The organism is Vibrio sp. 10N.247.311.49 (assembly GCF_041467655.1).
GTDB lineage: Bacteria > Pseudomonadota > Gammaproteobacteria > Enterobacterales > Vibrionaceae > Vibrio > Vibrio crassostreae_C.
This window is the reverse complement of sequence record NZ_JBFSVA010000008.1, coordinates 170,468-188,031: the sequence shown is the minus strand read 5'-3', so window position 1 is coordinate 188,031 and position 17,564 is coordinate 170,468. Positions and strand designations below refer to the sequence as shown.

The window sequence follows — 17,564 nt, the reverse complement described above, 5'->3', positions numbered from 1 at the left end:
GACTTGCCATCAACATCGGTGATAGTGATTGAAACTTCTTGACCGTCTTCAACATTGGTCACCGTGCCGACCAGTGCGCCATTACTCACCTCGGCAGAGTTGTAATATTCATCACCAAAACCATCAAAATCGACACTGATGTCCGCTAACGTATCTTTAACGATGGTATCGCTAGAAGTAGCAGTATTGCCCGCAACGTCTGTAACACTTGCTTCTACTGTTAGCGTACCTTCAGCAAAACCCGAATAGTCTTGGCTGACTAATGTCCATTCGCCATCAGAAACTATCGCGGTATAACTTTCTGACTTACCATCAACATCGGTGATGGTGATTGAAACTTCTTGGCCATCTTCAACATTGGTCACCGTTCCGACCAAAGTGCCATTACTCACTTCGGCGGAGTTGTAATACTCATCACCAAAACCATCAAAATCGACATCGATGTCTGCCAGCGTATCTTTGACTATTGTGTCACTGGAGGTCGCTGTATTGCCCGCAATGTCGGTAACCGTAGCTTCTACCGTTAAGGTGCCTTCAGCGAAGGCTGAATAATCTTGGCCGACTAATGTCCATTCACCACCAGTAACTGTCGCGGTATAATTTTCTGACTTGCCATCAACATCGGTGATAGTGATTGAAACTTCTTGGCCATCTTCAACATTGGTCACCGTGCCAACTAATGCGCCATTACCGACCTCGGCAGAGTTGTAATACTCATCACCAAAACCATCAAAATCCACGCTGATGTCCACCAGCGTGTCTTTGACTATTGTGTCACTGGAGGTCGCTGTATTGCCCGCAATGTCGGTAACCGTAGCTTCTACCGTTAAAGTGCCTTCAGCGAAGGCTGAATAATCTTGACCTGTGAGAGTCCATTCGCCACCAGTGACTGTCGCGGTATAATTTTCTGACTTGCCATCAACATCGGTGATAATGATGGAAACTTCCTGACCATCTTCAACATTGGTCACCGTGCCAACTAATGCGCCATTACTGACCTCGGCAGAGTTGTAATACTCATCACCAAAACCATCAAAATCCACACTGATGTCCGCCAACGTATCTTTGACGATGGTATCGCTAGAAGTGGCGGTATTGCCTGCAACGTCCGTAACGCTTGCTTCTACCGTTAGCGTACCTTCCGCAAAGGCTGAATAATCTTGACCAGTGAGAGTCCAAGTACCACCAGACACAACCGTGGAATAATCAACCGAGGTGCCAGCACTATCCGTAATAGTAATGAAAATGGTTTGCCCATCTTCAACATTTAGTACCGTTCCAACCAATGCGCCATTGCTCACTTCTGCTGAGTTGTAATACTCATCATCCGATGCAGAGAAATCGACGCCAATACTAACTAGTGTATCTTTGACGATGGTATCGCTAGATGTTGCTGTATTGCCCGCAACGTCCGTAACGCTTGCTTCAACCGTTAGCTCACCTTCAGCAAAACCTGAATAGTCTTGGCCAGTCAGAGTCCAAGTACCTCCAGACACAACCGTGGAATAATCAACCGATTTGCCACTAACATCGGTGATCGTAATGGATATAGTTTGACCATCTTCCACATTTGCCACAGTACCAACCAAGGCTCCATTAGAGACTTCAGCTTGGTTATAAAACTCATCATCAGAGGCAGAAAAATCAACACCAATGTTCACTAACGTGTCTTTGATAATTGTATCGGTAGAAGAAATAGTATTGCCTGCAACATCAGTCGTGCTAGCAACAACCGTCAACTCACCTTCGGCAAAGCCAGAATAATCTTGGTCTTTCAGGCTCCAAAAATTACCAGAAACAACTGTGGTATAGTCAACAGATAAACCATTGCTATCTGTAATCTTAATATCAATAGCTTGGCCGTCTTCGACATTGAAGATCGCTCCAATCAGAGCACCTTTGCCAACTTCATTTTCGTTATAATAGTTATCACCAAATCCATCAAATCGAACGAGAATCCGGTCAATCGTATCTTTTTCTATGGTATCCGTTGCTGTGGTAGGGTTTCCGGCAATATCTATGGTGCTTGCAACAACAGTGAGTTCACCTTCGGCGAAATTGGAATAATCTTGGTTTTCGAGCGTCCAGCTATTTCCTGAGACTACCGTTGAGTAACTCACAGATAAGCCGTTACTGTCTGTAATCGTTATTGAAATAGTCTGTCCATCTTCAACATTGACTACAGTACCAACTAATGCGCCATTCTCTACTTCAAACTTGTTATAAAACTCATCACCAAAGCCATCGAAGTCAACCTCAATGTTGGCTAATGTGTCTTTGATTGTGGAATCGTTAGCTGTAATGCTATTGCCAAAATCATCAGCAATGACAGCGTCGACTTGGAGATCACCCTCTTCCAATGAAGAAAGGTCGACCCCATTGACGACATACGTTTCATCGCTTGTGATGGCTGTGGTGGTTACTGTGTTTCCGTTAACATCAGTGATGGTCAGAACAACGGTACGCCCGTCTCGAACATCCACTGCCGTGCCCGTAATCGTGACACTTGGTACTTCAAACTGATTTTCGTAACCGTCTCCACCATCCAAAATATCAACGGTTAATAGTGCACTAGGTAACAGAATATCAAGGTTACCCTCATTCGAGGTTGTATCTTCGTCGGCATATTCTGCAGGACGCGTATCAAAACCCGCCTCAGCGAGCGTTTCATCTAAGGTGGAACGAACATAAGCAATAAAAGAGGCGCTGGAACTAGGTTGATCATTTACTGAGTTAGGCTGTTGAGGTGCGCTTTCAATGTTGTTGACGAGTTCGGTGACCACCTTTTCCAACTGTTGTTCAACTGCGGCGATTTGTGGTTCGGTTAGGGGCTGAGCCTCTTGTAAATTCTGAGGTTCAATGCTGACGACTTGCACGCCTTCAACTTTTGGCTGCGTAGCAGGTAATTGAAGCCAAGTCCCATCAGGGAATACTTGCCACACAACACCACCAACTTCGATATATAAAATAGGATCCATCCTAAACCTCTTCCTTACAAAAACGCTGACCTTGAGAACATCAATTTACTCAATAAAAAGCCGGAGAAATCAGCACACTCTCTTTAGTTAATACTAGCAAACAACAAACCATTAACAGTTAATTAATTATCACTAATACGCTGTAAAGTAAACCGATAGGCTGTGACTTGCATTCAGTTATATCTATCATCACAAAATACATTCAATGAATGTGTCATAATGTTGAAATTACTGGTTAATTTTCAAGGAATGTCATGACTGCAACGAACTATCTCAACCAATTGAATCAAAAGTATCTTGCGACTCATAAAGCGAAAGAAGACTTCTTTTGGGATACATATATGGGGATCAGTGACGACCACGATGGTTCGACACTCGCGCAGACTCAGTGGACGGAATTTCTTAGCTCTGCCGAACAGATTACTGCTATCGAAACGCAACTCGCTGTTATCGATGAAATTCAAGATCCCCTCGAAAAAGAGAGTACACTGACAGGCTTGAATGGTTGGTTAGCGACCTTTAGATCTCACGCTATTGAGTCTGAACAGTCACAGAAGCTTAAAGCCGAACTCATAAAGTTTGAGGCTGAACTGTTTGAGAAAAAACAGAATCACGTGATGACTTACGTAAATGAAACAGGCGATGAAACAGAAGGGTCACTGCCCGTTTTAGGTTCAGCCGTTAGAAGTAATGGTAATGAACAAGTTAGGCTTTCTGCACATCAAGCACTATTAGATTTAGAGCAATGGCTGCTGGCTAACGGCTTTATTGAACTGATCAAAAAACGTAACCAATTTGCTCAATCACTGGGTTTTAAAACCTTCTTTGATTACTCGGTGGTAAAAACCGAACAGATGACGACAGAACAACTGTTTACGATTCTGGATGACTTCGAAGCACGCACGCGTGATAGCCATCAGCAAAGCCTAGCCAATTTGGCTGAGCAGAAAAGCGAGAATGCACTTCAAGCCCATAACTTTACCTACTCTTTTGCAGGTGACGTTATGAATGATCTTGATCCTTATGTTCCATTCTCAAAGTCACTTCGACGCTGGATCGAATCATTTGGTCGCCTAAACATCGAATACTCTCAAGCGACATTAAAATTGGATCTGCTTGATCGCAAAGGTAAGTACCCTAATGGCTTCTGCCATGGCCCTATCCCTTCTTTCTACGATCAAGACACTTGGGTAGCGGCTCAAGTCAACTTCACGAGTAATGCTAAGCCCGATCAGGTAGGCAGTGGTTATGATGGGATTAACACCTTGTTCCACGAAGGTGGTCACGCTGCTCACTTTGCCAACGTGAAAATGAACGCGCCGTGCTTCTCTCAAGAGTTTGCACCGACCTCGATGGCTTACGCGGAAACTCAGTCTATGTTCTGTGATAGCCTGTTGAATGATGCCGATTGGCTCAAACAATACGCGCTTAATGCAGATGGCCAAGCAGTACCTGACGAGTTAATCAAAGCAATCATCGATAACAAACAGCCCTTCAGAGCTTATCAAGAGCGCAGCATTTTAGTGGTTCCGTATTTCGAGCGAGCACTTTACGAATTGGCGGATGAAGATCTGACACCTGAAAAGATCACTGCTCTGGCTCGTAGCAGTGAGAAAACGATTCTTGGATTAGCTTGTAGCCCTCGCCCATTAATGGCGATCCCGCATCTATTGTCGGATGAAGCATCTTGCGCGTATCAAGGCTACCTGCTGGCTCATATGGCGGTGTATCAAACTCGTGCGTATTTCACTGATAAGTTTGGCTACTTAACGGATAACCCAGAGATCGGCCCTTTGTTAGCTAAGCACTATTGGTATAAAGGCAATAGCGTTAATCACAATGGAACGATAGAGAGCCTGACTGGAGAAGGTTTCAATGCCAAATACCTTGCTGACGAGTGTAACTTATCGCCAGAGGAAGCTTGGGCGATTGAGGAGCAAAAAATCAAACAACTGTCGACAAGAGAACGTGCACCAGTCTCTGATTTGAATGCGAAGATATCGATCGTTGATGGGGCTACCGAGTTGGCGAATAATGACAAATCAAATCATCAGATGTGTGATGAGTTTGAGAAATTCATTGTTGGGCAATACGGTCGATAGATTGAGTTTTAATGCTAATGAAAAAGGCAAAAATGAGTAGTGACATAACTCATTTTTGCCCCAAAGCTTCTCAGACCAAATGAGTGGACGATCTAGCCATTACATCAAAAGACCAAGTTAATCTAATCCGTACTTTAGTCTCATATACGGAGTTTTTCCGTAATTCACCCCTGTAAATATACACAAGTTCACACAACAGATTGATAACATTTGAGTTTCATAACAAATAGCAGCAACATAGACGGAAAAAGTCCGTCTATAAAGCGTTATGCGATTCAAGGGGGAACCATGGAATACGAAAGACCTAGAAAGAGAAATCCACTAGGAATTACAATTGAACAGCATTTTCATACAGCGCATTCAATAGGTAAATTTTATAACCATACCGACAATGTTGAAGTATTTGAGAAGTCAACTTCTCTAACCTTCCCTCGGAACAAGCGAGCGAAAATATTTTGTACTAAGCGCAATTGGGATGAGCGTGCTGAGCGTGGTTACATGGTAGATATTGAGCATGGTTATCATGAGCAAATCGATAACCTTGGTATTTCAAAAGAAAGAAACCACCATGCAATATCTAAATATTTTGTCTTATGGCGTTTACGTCATCAGGCTCATCTAAATCGTTTGTCAAACGCAAAACTTAGTGGTGTGCCCGGCCTTCGTTTAACTAAGGAGCAACAGGAAATCATTGAGGTTAAGCGTGCAGGATTTGTGAATTCAGAGGGTGAAATTCCAGCGAGACAATTGACGGGGCATCTAATCCAATCTGGAATCGACCAACACATGCTCGACTTTAAAGATGTAAAGTGGGGCTTGCTCCAAGCAAGCAAAGGTCAATTCTTATGTGCGGACAGCTATCATGATCTTTTTTTAATGCCTATCTCTCCTAAGTTTGCGTTTGCAGCTAATACTCCAGACAGTTTCCTTAATTACTCTGATGTTGCAGCAGTAAATAAGCAAAGTATCGAAAGTGCAAAAGAGTTTTACTTTGCTAGATCTCTGAAAAAGTGTCCAATCGCATAACAAGCGTTTAAGGTTTCAAGGACTTTTTCTAATCTGAACGAAACGGTTTAGAGCAGTACACCTAAAACGTTTTTGTCCAATAGTTACTTAGGACAAACCAACATACTACAATAGGAAATTTTTCCGGCTTAGTTATTCGTTATCTTCACTCAATGCAAATTTGATCTCGTCAGAAGAGAACCCCTTTCGACTTAGCATCGCGTAAGCCTTAGAGCGTTCTTTATGATCGTTTAGGTCATAAGGCTTCTTCTGCAACTGTTCTAAACACGAAGAATAGAAATCTAGCTGCTCTTCATTAATCAATCGGTCGATGAGCGATGACAGTTCACTTGTGTCGATTTGTCGTTGTCTAAGTTCTTGCTGAATGGCAGTCAGTCCCTTGCCTTTACGAGCGTACTTGAGCACCTCTTTTTCCAAGTCGGCTTTCTCGGCCTTAATTTGAATGTTACTTTTCAGTTGATGCGCTTGTGGGTGCTGGTCAATCGCTACCTTAACTTGTTGATAGCTAAAGCCACGCTTTTGCAGGGTCGCGACAAGCTTTTCACGGCTCATGGTAAAACTTGTATAGTAATGGTTGATGCGGTCTATCAGGATGGTCTGTTCATCAATAGACTTTTCGAAAGACACCTTATGGATTGCATCAGAAATCACTGAATCGGTCAGGCCTTTCTTCTTCAATTTTTCGACAATATATCGAGAACCGAATTCACCAGAAAAAGCTTGTTCCACGAATTGTTCAGCAAACACTTGGTCAGACTTGAGATACCCGAAGCCTTTCAGTGTCCCTAGAGTTTCATCGATCCATTCTTGATTGTCGGTTTTCACTTTGAGCTTCGCAACCAACTCGCTTTCCGTCATATCTCGCTGAGTTAAATGCCACATCGCAGAGTTCATGACGCTTTCGATTCGGGTCGCTTTTCTTACAGGTGTATTTCTAGTATTCGTTTTTTTCTGTGAATCATCCATTCGATTTCAACTGTCCAAACTAAGCCTACCCCATCATAACGTAATTCTAAGGCGGTTGAGTGACATAAAAGAATGAAGCTCAATATAAACGGCAGCCAATAAAAATGGACGCTTGTTCAGCGTCCATTTGATATCACATTAAGAATGATGGCTCTAAGCCATGCTTAGCTTTTTCGTAATAGCTTTTCATACTAGATCTTTCGTTTAGTTCTCTTCGTGATTGTAAATATGTACATCTCGTTGAGGGAATGGAATCGTGATGCCTTCTTCATCGAAGCGTTTCTTCACGGTTTCCGTTACATCCCAGTACACATCCCAATAGTCATCAGTCTTAACCCAAGGTCGTACTACGAAATCAACAGAAGACGTATTCAAGGTATGAAGCTTGATCATATGCTCTGGTTTTTTCAACACTAGAGGGTGTGCAAGAATGATGTCGTTCAATACCGCTTTCGCTTTATCGATATCATCTGAATAACCAATACCGAAAACCATATCAACACGTCTTACACGTTCTGCCGTGATGTTGTTGATCACGTCACCCCAAATCTTGTTGTTTGGGATCACCAAGCGTTGGTTATCAATGGTTTGAACAGTCGTCGATACTAAGCTCATGTCTTTTACCGTGCCTTGCACGCCTGCCACTTTAACCATGTCACCGACGTCATAAGGACGGTAGATCAAGATCATCAAACCCGATGCAAAGTTAGATAGTGTGTCTTGCAATGCGAAACCAATGATGACACCGGCTACACCGAAACCAGTAAGAAGAGGTGCTAGCTCTATCCCTATTTGAGACAGTGCGATAAGCAAACCAATAAACACGACCGCTTTAGATGCGATGGATACAAAGAAGTCCTGCATCAATACACTGAAGTCCATTTTAGAGTGCGAAACACTCTTACGAACGGTTTTGCGAGCCACGTTAGCAATAAGGCGAGTTACATACAAAATACCGAGAAACAGAGCAAGTTTAACGATAAAAGAAGGGGTATTTTCAAAAGCCCATGAACTGAACGAACGAAGCCAACCATCCAACAGCTCCAGTGCAACATCAACATCCAACACATCGGCGTTAATGTCACCTGTCGTCGCTAGCAAAACACGTTTGTACGAAGTCACATCCACGCCAAACGGTTCCATTAGCGTGATGGTTTCTTCTAAGCTCGCGACCATAACGCTAGTTCGCTCACTGAAGCGTTCAAGCTCAGTTTTAATCGTCGCTTTCTCTTCTTCACTTACATAAGATAACCGGCGTTCTAAATCTTGACGTTGTGTATCCGTGTATAGAATTGCATTAGTAAGATATTGAGAACGAGAAACAAGTGCCGTTTTGAGCTCACCTTCAGGAACAGCAACATCAACACCACGCTCTTTCGACCAATTTAAGGTCTTAGCAAGCTGCTGATAATAGACATCCATCATTCCGATTCGTTTTTGAATACGCAATTCAAGGCGTTTTTTAGCGTCACCTTCAGCGGAACGGTTTTCTTTACTCATTGAAACGATTTTAGTTTCATTCAACGACAGCAATTTTTGTAGCAGTTCGACCTGCTGAGCAAGAGTGACATCCAGCCCCTCTTTTTTATCTGACGATAGCTGTGAAAAAATCTCTTCGCGTAGGCCCTGATTCTTACGCCTTAAGATATCTTCAAGAAAGGGCTTCTCAGCATCATGCGCCGTTTCTAATGTTGCTAGATCGAGCATTAACTGATCTTGTACTTCTGCGATTTTCTCAACGCTCTGCGCATAACTTCCAAATGCGACAAACGCCAACATTAACAATAGACAACGCCAAACCTTCATCATATTAATTCCTATCACTGTCTAAATTGACCCTATAAATAGTAGTAAAAAGAATATGGATAACAAGCATTTAAACGTATGTTATGTTAAAAATTCGCAAATTATCAGCCTGCTTCTAATATTTGAGAGTTCCAATCCCCTCTTATGACCTGTAGAGTACGCATCCAACAAAGAACAACAGCCAATATCTTCATTCGAGCACAGCACTAAAGCGCCCTAAATACGATGTTGGCTCACAGCAAGAGAGCATAAAAATGAACAACGAACTTGATATTATTGAGTCTCTAGAAGAACTAGAGCAATTCCTAATTTCAGTGGAAGCTGGCGGTTTAGGCCTTGAAGGCGTTGAAGGTGTAGGCATGGCAACCAATAATTCAGATGGTCGTCACTTCGTTGCTGTATTCAATAGCAGCCATAAAGTTCTGCTTGCTCGCTGGATCACCAAAGAGGTGTTTGATAACGGTAAAGACTTGGTACGTAACGGCCCTCGCCGCACTCACTAAGCCTTTCCAATAGCACCAATGATTAAAGCCCAACACGTTCACTGACGATCTGTTGGGCTTTTTTGTATCGCCTGTCCCGTCCTGATAGTTAATAAACCACTCAATACAGAATAATTAGCGATAACTTTCAGTTGTTGTGAACTTTAGCTACAGCTCAATGTCGTATTCGCGTGAATTGGTGTTTATGCGTCTTTTATCGTGTATCTGCCGTTTCCCGCATTTATACATAGTTTCACTTTAACCATTTTATGACTTGTGGCACGAAGAGAACTTATCTAAGCTAACCACAATTCAATGAGCTTGCTTTAACGACTAACAGATTTGATTACTGACTAATTTGCTGAACACATCGCTACTTTTCTTATCCACACAGAACCGCCGACAAAAGCATTCGCTTTGGGCGCTCTTCCTTACCGGACTGGTTATCGTAACTTGTCTGGCGAGCACTCTGGCCGTCAAGAAAGTATCGTTATCTGCATCCGCTAATGGCCAATCAGTCCTAGTTGGCACACAAACTCATACAGAAACCAGTAATCCCCAAACCAACATCGCTTCTTCAGAAAAAATGGCTGCTCTATACGCCAGCGTTTTCGGCTTAGAAGCCTCAAAAATGTTAACGTCCCCCAATTCAAATTCATGCAGCCTAAGTTCGAAAATGCTGACCTTTGCCGCACCTAAAACGGGCTGGCTGATCCCTTTCGTTCTGATGATTGCTGTTGCATTCAACTTATCTCCGCACATCTCGAGATTATCCGGAGACAATCATCGCTCTACTCGACCGACAAAACACCGATTGCATCTAAAGCACTGTATATTTAGAGAGTAAATAACCGGGCTACTACACCCTTTTATTTATTTTTTGGAGATACATTTGTGTACAACACACTACTAACTAAGTTTGTCGATTCGTTGGCATTCTGCATGCGCACATGCGCAAAAGCTTTCGTCACTGCAATCTTAGTCATGACGTCATTTACCGCCCTGGCTCAAACCACGGGCTGGATAAGCGTGCCTGAGCATCCGCCAGTTAAGATGCGAATGATGTCGACGGGTGAACAGTCGGATAACGGCGGTACCGTTCAAACTGTATTGGACGTTACACTCGACGGTGACTGGAAAACCTATTGGCGCAGCCCAGGTGAAGGTGGCATTCCGCCAAGCTGGGACTGGTCTGATTCAACTAATATAGAGTCAGTAGAGTGGCACTGGCCGATACCTAAATACTACGAGCAGCTTGACGTCATGACGTTAGGCTACAAAAAACATGTCAGCTTTCCTGTCACTTTATCCCTGAAAGACAACACGAAGCCTGCGATATTCAGGGCATCGTTTACCTTTCCGTCGTGTACCAATATCTGTGTGTTAACCGATTACGATATCGAACTGCCGATTGACCCACAAACTTTAGCGCTCGATGAAGAAGCGATGTTCTTGTTCAACCAAGGCATGAGCCAATCTCCACGAGAAGCTAATCGCACTTCAGTCAATGGTCTATTTTGGGACAAGAGCAAGCAGCAACTGGTTACTCAGCTGACAAGTAAAAATGGCTGGGATAAGCCAATGGTGTTGATTGACGGGCAAGAAGTGATTGATGACTTCTTCTCTCAACCAAGCGTCCACATAACAGACAATACAATGACGGCCGTATTTGAAGTGAGCAACTGGATAGGTGAAGTCGACTTAACGGACCGTAACGTGAGTGTCACCGTTTCAGACACAAACTTTGCCGAAGAGATGACAGCTCAAGTTGGGTCAGAACCTATTGCTTATCAAGCAAGTAACAACGGTTTTCTTGCAATGATCGGCTTTGCTTTGATTGGTGGTTTAATCCTCAATATTATGCCGTGTGTGCTGCCTGTATTAGGAATGAAGCTAAACAGCATCATCCAAAATCAAGGCGCATCTAATCGTCATATCCGACTCTCATTCTTAGCTTCTGCGTCAGGTGTCATTACATCATTTGCACTCCTAGCCCTTGGCATGACCGTTCTAAAAATGGGTGGCAATGCGATTGGTTGGGGAATCCAGTTCCAAAATGTTTGGTTCATCGGGTTCATGCTGATCATCACTTTGCTGTTTTCGATTAACCTGCTTGGGTTATTCGAATTCAGACTACCATCAGGTTTAAACACCTGGATGGCAACCAAAGGCGATGACTCACATTCAGGCCACTTTATTCAAGGCATGTTTGCGACGCTGTTGGCAACGCCGTGTAGTGCTCCGTTCTTAGGAACCGCAGTTGCTTATGCACTTGGGGCAAGCTACCAAGAGTTGTGGGCTATCTTTATCGCACTCGGCATCGGTATGAGTGCACCTTGGTTGATTTTCGCGCTGTTCCCGAGTCTTACAAAACTGCTTCCAAAACCTGGGGCATGGATGTTCAGAGTTAAGCTGGTATTTGGCTTAATGATGTTCATTACCAGTCTATGGTTAACAAGCCTAATGAGCCCATTCATTGGTAAATTCCCGACGATCCTGTTGTCACTGTTTATCGTGATTTCAGTATTGATTTGGATTGGCCGTAAGTTGGGTCGCAAGGTGCTTATTCCTATCGTCGCAACCACAACCTTGGTGTTTGGTGCTGCATTGATCGTCGGTAGTGTCACCGCTGATAACTGGGCGACTCCGATTGTTGACGATCTCGCTTGGCAAAAGCTGGATGCGAAGCAAATCCCTCAGCTCGTTGATGAAGGCAAAACGGTGTTTGTTGATGTGACTGCTGATTGGTGTATCACTTGTAAAGCCAACAAGATCGGCGTCATCCTTCAAGACCCTGTCTACAGTCACCTACAGCAAGAAGACATTGTTTTGATGAAAGGTGATTGGACAACACCAAGTGAAAGTGTCACTCAATACTTACAAAGTAATGGGCGATTTGGTGTGCCATTTAATATCGTCTACGGCCCGAGCTATAAAAGCGGTATTCCACTGCCTGTCATTCTCAACAGTGACACTGTCGTTCAAGCCATCGACGCTGCGAGATAACTGATGAAGACTCCCAACAATGAAGATAAATCTAGCACGATTGAAGACGACGCTGTAAAGGGTGAGGCCAAAAAGCCAAGTCGTCTTAAGAAGTGGGGAAAGGAACTGGTTTCAATGATATTGATCGTTGGCGTGGTTTCATTTGCCATGGACTTTTATCACAGCAGAAGCATGCCTCAGGGCGATGCGATTCCAATTGTGGGTCAATCGCTCCAAGGCGAAGATATTGATGTTATCGAGCTAAGCAAAAATGGTAAGCCAGTCATTGTCTATTTTTGGGCGACTTGGTGTGGTGCCTGCAAATTTGTAAGCCCGACGGTTAATAGCTTCAGTGATTCCCATCAGGTGGTTTCGGTCGCTCTATCGTCTGGTCCAGACGAACGTGTCCAGCGCTACTTGGATGCAAAAGAGTATGACTTCCCTGTTATCAATGATCTTTCTGGGTCAATCAGCAGAAGTTGGGGCGTTAATGTCACGCCAAGTATTGCCATCATCAAAGATGGAAAGATTAGCAGTACCGCAACCGGCGTTACATCCCCTATCGGCCTGTGGTTAAGAACCTACTTTGCCTAAATCGCTCACAAAGAAAAACAGAGCAAAGCTAAGTAAATAAACCGACTCAGCCAGTTTAACAAACAATATTAATGTGAGCGCAACCTAATAAGCGCTCACGATTATCACGAATTAGAGAAAAGACAATATGAAAAAGCATCTGATAAGCGCACTGATTTTAGGCTCATTAATGAGTACTAATGCCTTCGCAGAATTAAACAAAGAACAAACTCAACAACTTGAAGAAATTAATCAATTCCTGAAGGAAAACCCATCGACGATCTCTGGATTGCATACCAGTTTAGAGCAGTACGTAGCAGGTCAAGAGCAAACGAAAAAAGCCCAAGCGGAAAGCCATGATTGGTTATACAACAATGACGCCCACCCAATCACGGGCAATCCGGATGGCAAATCGGTCATCATTAACTTTACCGACTATAACTGCCCTTACTGTAAGCGCTTGGAAAAAGGCTTGGTTCAATTAGCCTCTGAAAACAGCGACATTAAAGTGATCAACGTGTACTTATCGTTTAAGCAGCAACAGGTTTCGGGGCTAGACACCAACGCGGCGCTATACGCGATGAAAGTATGGAAAGATAACCCAGAAGCATTCCCTGAAGTTGATAGATTGCTGATGGCGAAAAGCGGTATTCACTCGAAAAGCTCACTAGAAGCCGTTGCCAAGAAGACGGGAACAGAGGCGGAACTAAAAACAACTCAAGAACAAAACCAGGTTCTAACCACTAACCATCAAACGTTCAGTGCACTCGGCTTAACGGGCACTCCAACCATGATGATGAACGGAAATGTTTTACCAGGGTATGTGCCTTACGACCGACTTAAAGATATCGTGGATGACGCTTTTTAGTCGAGTGTAGATAGAGATAAAGACTCGAAAGAGAAGTGAATAAAAGCCGACTCGCGCAACCCGCAGTCGGCTTTTTCATTGCTTCGAAACAATAGAACACTTTGAAACGACAGTTTTGAAGTCATGGTTTTGAAACAAAAAAAGTCGAAGTGTCACCATCTCGCAATAGATTCTTAATTTACCCTCGCTACGCTAAAAGCAGTTCTGTCGATGAGTCAAAGACGTGTTAACTCAAGACAACTGTCCTTTGACCGAGCCTTGCTCGGTCTTTTTTTTACGTGTTTTAGATAGCAACACAGTGTATTAGCACAGAAACGTCCAACCGACTAAGCCTAACTTAGCAAGCGACAAACAAGCGCACCCGGCTCCCTTAACGCATCCACGTTGTAGCTAAGGACACGTCCAGCAGACGGCGCGTGATAACGGCGACACTCATTACCAAAAGCGTCATATTGAATAGCCAATAAATCATCTTGTTCTACGCTCTGCAGAAGCTCAACCTGCGGCAATACAAAACCACCAATATCAGCGCGGATAGAAACCACATCATTACCCTCTATCCAATCCATTCTCGGCAGTTGCATTTTGTCTGGGTTATTTAGGTTAATTTCGAACATTTCATAATAAGACAGCATGTTAAAAACACCGTCTACCGCACGTTGAATCATGTCAGGCTGAGTAAATTTCCCCATACCAACTTCCACCGTGATGCTCGGAATTCCACTTCGATTCCAAACCGTTTCTAAGATACCTGGATCGCCTGGGTCATTCAGAACACAATCGGGCTGCATCAACCTCGCCATCTCCAAACATTGTTCTATGCGGTAATCAGAAAATACATAAAGTGGGTAGACTGCGCCACGAGTTTGAGTGTGGAGATCAACGGCGAAGGTGGCATTATGCTTAAGCAAACGCTCCCACAAAGACGCAACAAAGCGCTCTGCCGCTAAGCCATTCGCATCACCCGGAAAGAGTCGATTAAGGTTGGCAGGGCAAGAGCCCGGATCCGAAGAGATAAAATCGCGGCTGTGGTTAAGCAAACCCGACAAGTTCACAGTAGGCACTATCGTGACCGTGCCTTTGAGAGTTTTACCGACTAAGTCTCTGATAATTTGCTGAGCAGCCAACACACCGTTGAGCTCATCACCGTGAATACCAGCGGTGATCATCAACTTAGGACCTGCTTGACTGCCTTTGAAAACAGAAACCGGCATGTTCTTGGGTTGCCCTAGCCCATCACTGGTTACTTGAAACCAAAACTGGTGCTCTCCAACGGGTAGGTCTTCAACATTCAAGGAGCCAATAACCTGCCTACCTTGTAAAACATCGCCTAAGTACTCTGTTTTCATCCAACGTCTCCATCTTGTTGAGCAAAATCTATTCTCTTCTAAGTTTTTGCATCATAGAGGATATCTTAATCAGTACAAACAGTTAATAAGATGAACAATCTCTGACTTTCCCATAATACTCACGCATATCATCACTTCCCCTAAATAAAAGCTTGTGAAAGTCTGCACTTAAGAACCGATAAGTTATATAACCATTCACAAACCACTCAGTCTATTGAAATGAAAGTGCAATAAAATCAACACTTAAAAAGTTCCCTATTCACGAAAATGTAATTTTATAGAAATGAAAGCTTAATTTAGCTGCTCTAAATTAGCTTCATATCGAAACGGAGAGCACATTGCTCACGGATTTTAAAATACAAGGTAAGTGATTATGAAAAAGGCAGTTCTAGCTTCTGCAGTGGTAGCAGCACTAGTTTCAGGTTCTTCTCTAGCAGCAACAGTTTACAGCTCTGATGGTACAGAACTTAAAATTGGCGGTCGTGCGGAGGCTCGTTTCAACGTATCTGACAACAACGAAAGCGCATCTGACAGTTCTTTCAAAGACAAGTCACGAGCTCGTGTGAATATTTCAGGTAAATCTGAACTTTCTGACGGTTTATATGGATTCGGTAAGTATGAAGCAGAGTTCACTAGCGCATCAACAACAGAGTTCGAAGACGGAAGTGGCAATACTGTAAAAATTGAAAATGAATCTCTTACCAATCGCTACTACTACGCAGGTTTAGGAACCAAATTCGGTGAGTTCTCATACGGTAAGCAAGATTCTTCACAGGTAATGCTGACTGACATTACAGATACAATGGCAACATTTGGTGCAGATGCTGCTGATGCCGTTGATGGCAACAAAGATAAGCGTGAGAATAACTTCCTTTACTCTGGCGAGTTTGACGCGTTGACGGTACAAGCTAACTACATCGCTGCAAATGAAAAAGATGCAGATAGTTTTGGCCTTGCTGCTATGTATAACCTAGGCGCTTTTGACCTTGGTGCGGGTTATGTTTCTCAAAAGAATGGTAACTTCGATGACGATCAAATCAACCTTGTAGCTCAATTTTCTATGGATGCGTTTACGGTTGGTGGTCTATACACAATGGCTTCAGTTGCAGATAAAGATTACACAGGCTACGAGCTTTCAGCTATCTTCAAAGCAACTAAACAGCTATCACTAATTGGCGTATACAACTACGGCGAGTTCGATAAAGCGGCTGACGAAGAAGCAAATAACTTTGCTATTGAAGCGGTGTACAAGTTTAACGGCCACATTCGCACATATGCTGGTTACAAGTTTGAACAGCGAGACAATAAAGATGACCAACTACAAGCGGGCATCCGTTACGACTTCTAATCTAAATCGACTTTAGATACAGACTAAAAGGTTGGGCAATAGCTCAACCTTTTTTCATATTCAAATATTCTGACTGACTTCATCAATGCTTTTTCTGGTTAAGTGGTGCTAAATCCGTATCATAGGTGTACCACATCAAATAATTAGAAGCATCATGTCACAACACCATCCGATCCAAGGCGCTAGCTGGATGCTAACCGCAGGCCTAGCCTTTGCCGTTATTAACAGCCTAACTCAAATTGCTAGCATTCATTTCGGACTTACTTCTACCACCGTTGCCGTCATTCAATACGCCATCGCGTTGTTCGCTATTCTTCCTTATCTGAAAACGCTGGGCATTCGTCGCGCACTAAAAACCGACAACCTCAAATTGCACGTATTCCGTGTCTTCTTGTCTGTTATTGGTATTCAACTTTGGATATGGGCACTGGCTTACCCAGTACCAATTTGGCAAGGCATTGCCCTTCTCATGACATCGCCATTGTTTGCAACCATTGGTTCAGGGCTTTTCTTAAAAGAGAAAGTTGGGGCTGCTCGCTGGGGCGCGACCTTAGCAGGCTTCGTGGGTGCGATGGTGATTCTAGAGCCGTGGGCTGAAGATTTTAACTGGGCAACGTTATTACCAGTCGGTGCCGCTTTCTTCTGGGCATGCTACTCACTGATGGTGAAAAAACTCTCTTCGCAAGACAGTCCTTCAACCATGGTGGTCTATCTTCTACTATTAATCACACCATTTAACATCCTGCTTGCTGGGCCAGATTGGCAAACGCCAAGCGGCGGTACAATCTGGGCTATATTGATTGTTATCGGTGTTATGACGGCACTCGCTCAATGGGCGATAGTAAAAGCCTACTCGGTCGCTGATGCTTCGTTTGTGCAACCTTTTGACCACGCCAAATTACCGCTAAATGTTTTAGCAGGTTGGATTGTATTTAGTTGGGTTCCACCGGGTCGTTTATGGCTAGGGGCTGCTATTATTATTGCGTCAGTTGCATTTATAACGCACTGGGAAACTAAAAAACCTTCAAAAGTGAAGAAAGTTTAAGGTTGGTGAAATAAATAGTTCGACAGTCCGTTCTAT

13 protein-coding genes are annotated in these 17,564 nt (G+C 43.5%); 8 read left to right on the top strand and 5 right to left on the bottom strand.

What is annotated here, in order from left to right:
• On the bottom strand, positions 1-2,978 hold a 2,978-nt coding region (locus tag AB6E54_RS10740; protein ID WP_372168875.1), incomplete at its 3' end, for a beta strand repeat-containing protein.
• Positions 2,979-3,232: 254 nt separating this feature from the next.
• On the opposite strand from AB6E54_RS10740, the gene AB6E54_RS10735 reads away from it, so the two are divergent.
• A complete protein-coding gene (locus AB6E54_RS10735) occupies positions 3,233-5,080 on the top strand; it encodes a M3 family metallopeptidase (protein ID WP_102332664.1) in 1,848 nt (615 codons plus the stop codon).
• A 288-nt stretch (positions 5,081-5,368) separates the two neighbouring features.
• Complete coding sequence (locus tag AB6E54_RS10730; protein WP_102332665.1) at positions 5,369-6,106, top strand: hypothetical protein; 738 nt, start codon at positions 5,369-5,371, stop codon at positions 6,104-6,106.
• Positions 6,107-6,238: 132 nt separating this feature from the next.
• On the opposite strand, the gene AB6E54_RS10725 is transcribed toward AB6E54_RS10730, so the two are convergent.
• Positions 6,239-7,072, bottom strand: a complete 834-nt coding sequence (locus AB6E54_RS10725) for a RecX family transcriptional regulator (RefSeq protein ID WP_065583710.1) — start codon at positions 7,070-7,072, stop codon at positions 6,239-6,241.
• 204 nt (positions 7,073-7,276) lie between these two features.
• Complete coding sequence (locus tag AB6E54_RS10720; protein WP_017064335.1) at positions 7,277-8,881, bottom strand: mechanosensitive ion channel family protein; 1,605 nt, start codon at positions 8,879-8,881, stop codon at positions 7,277-7,279.
• A 251-nt stretch (positions 8,882-9,132) separates the two neighbouring features.
• Here AB6E54_RS10720 and AB6E54_RS10715 point away from each other — a divergent pair, with 251 nt between their 5' ends.
• Entirely contained in the window at positions 9,133-9,381 is a 249-nt protein-coding gene (locus AB6E54_RS10715) for a hypothetical protein (RefSeq protein WP_017062732.1), read from the top strand.
• Between the two features lie 516 nt (positions 9,382-9,897).
• Here the strand turns inward: AB6E54_RS10715 and AB6E54_RS10710 are convergent.
• On the bottom strand, positions 9,898-10,107 hold the full coding sequence (locus tag AB6E54_RS10710) for a hypothetical protein (protein ID WP_371722397.1): 210 nt from the start codon (positions 10,105-10,107) through the stop codon (positions 9,898-9,900).
• 195 nt (positions 10,108-10,302) lie between these two features.
• On the opposite strand from AB6E54_RS10710, the gene AB6E54_RS10705 reads away from it, so the two are divergent.
• The 3 genes from AB6E54_RS10705 to AB6E54_RS10695 all read left to right on the top strand — a co-directional run bounded on the left by AB6E54_RS10705 (position 10,303) and on the right by AB6E54_RS10695 (position 13,786).
• The gene (locus AB6E54_RS10705) at positions 10,303-12,366 is read left to right on the top strand and encodes a protein-disulfide reductase DsbD family protein (RefSeq protein ID WP_372106938.1); all 2,064 of its coding nucleotides are present in this window, start codon (positions 10,303-10,305) and stop codon (positions 12,364-12,366) included.
• 3 nt (positions 12,367-12,369) lie between these two features.
• On the top strand, positions 12,370-12,939 hold the full coding sequence (locus tag AB6E54_RS10700; protein ID WP_372106930.1) for a protein disulfide oxidoreductase: 570 nt from the start codon (positions 12,370-12,372) through the stop codon (positions 12,937-12,939).
• 127 nt (positions 12,940-13,066) lie between these two features.
• Positions 13,067-13,786 (top strand): DsbA family protein, encoded by a 720-nt coding sequence (locus AB6E54_RS10695; protein ID WP_372106928.1) that lies wholly within the window; start codon positions 13,067-13,069, stop codon positions 13,784-13,786.
• Between the two features lie 332 nt (positions 13,787-14,118).
• On the opposite strand, the gene AB6E54_RS10690 is transcribed toward AB6E54_RS10695, so the two are convergent.
• The gene (locus AB6E54_RS10690) at positions 14,119-15,135 is read right to left on the bottom strand and encodes a succinylglutamate desuccinylase/aspartoacylase family protein (RefSeq protein ID WP_017067413.1); all 1,017 of its coding nucleotides are present in this window, start codon (positions 15,133-15,135) and stop codon (positions 14,119-14,121) included.
• 373 nt (positions 15,136-15,508) lie between these two features.
• Between AB6E54_RS10690 and AB6E54_RS10685 the strand changes: the two genes are divergently transcribed.
• The gene (locus tag AB6E54_RS10685) at positions 15,509-16,483 is read left to right on the top strand and encodes a porin (RefSeq protein ID WP_017064330.1); all 975 of its coding nucleotides are present in this window, start codon (positions 15,509-15,511) and stop codon (positions 16,481-16,483) included.
• Positions 16,484-16,637: 154 nt separating this feature from the next.
• Entirely contained in the window at positions 16,638-17,528 is an 891-nt protein-coding gene (locus AB6E54_RS10680; RefSeq protein ID WP_372106926.1) for a DMT family transporter, read from the top strand.
• Positions 17,529-17,564: the final 36 nt, after the last annotated feature.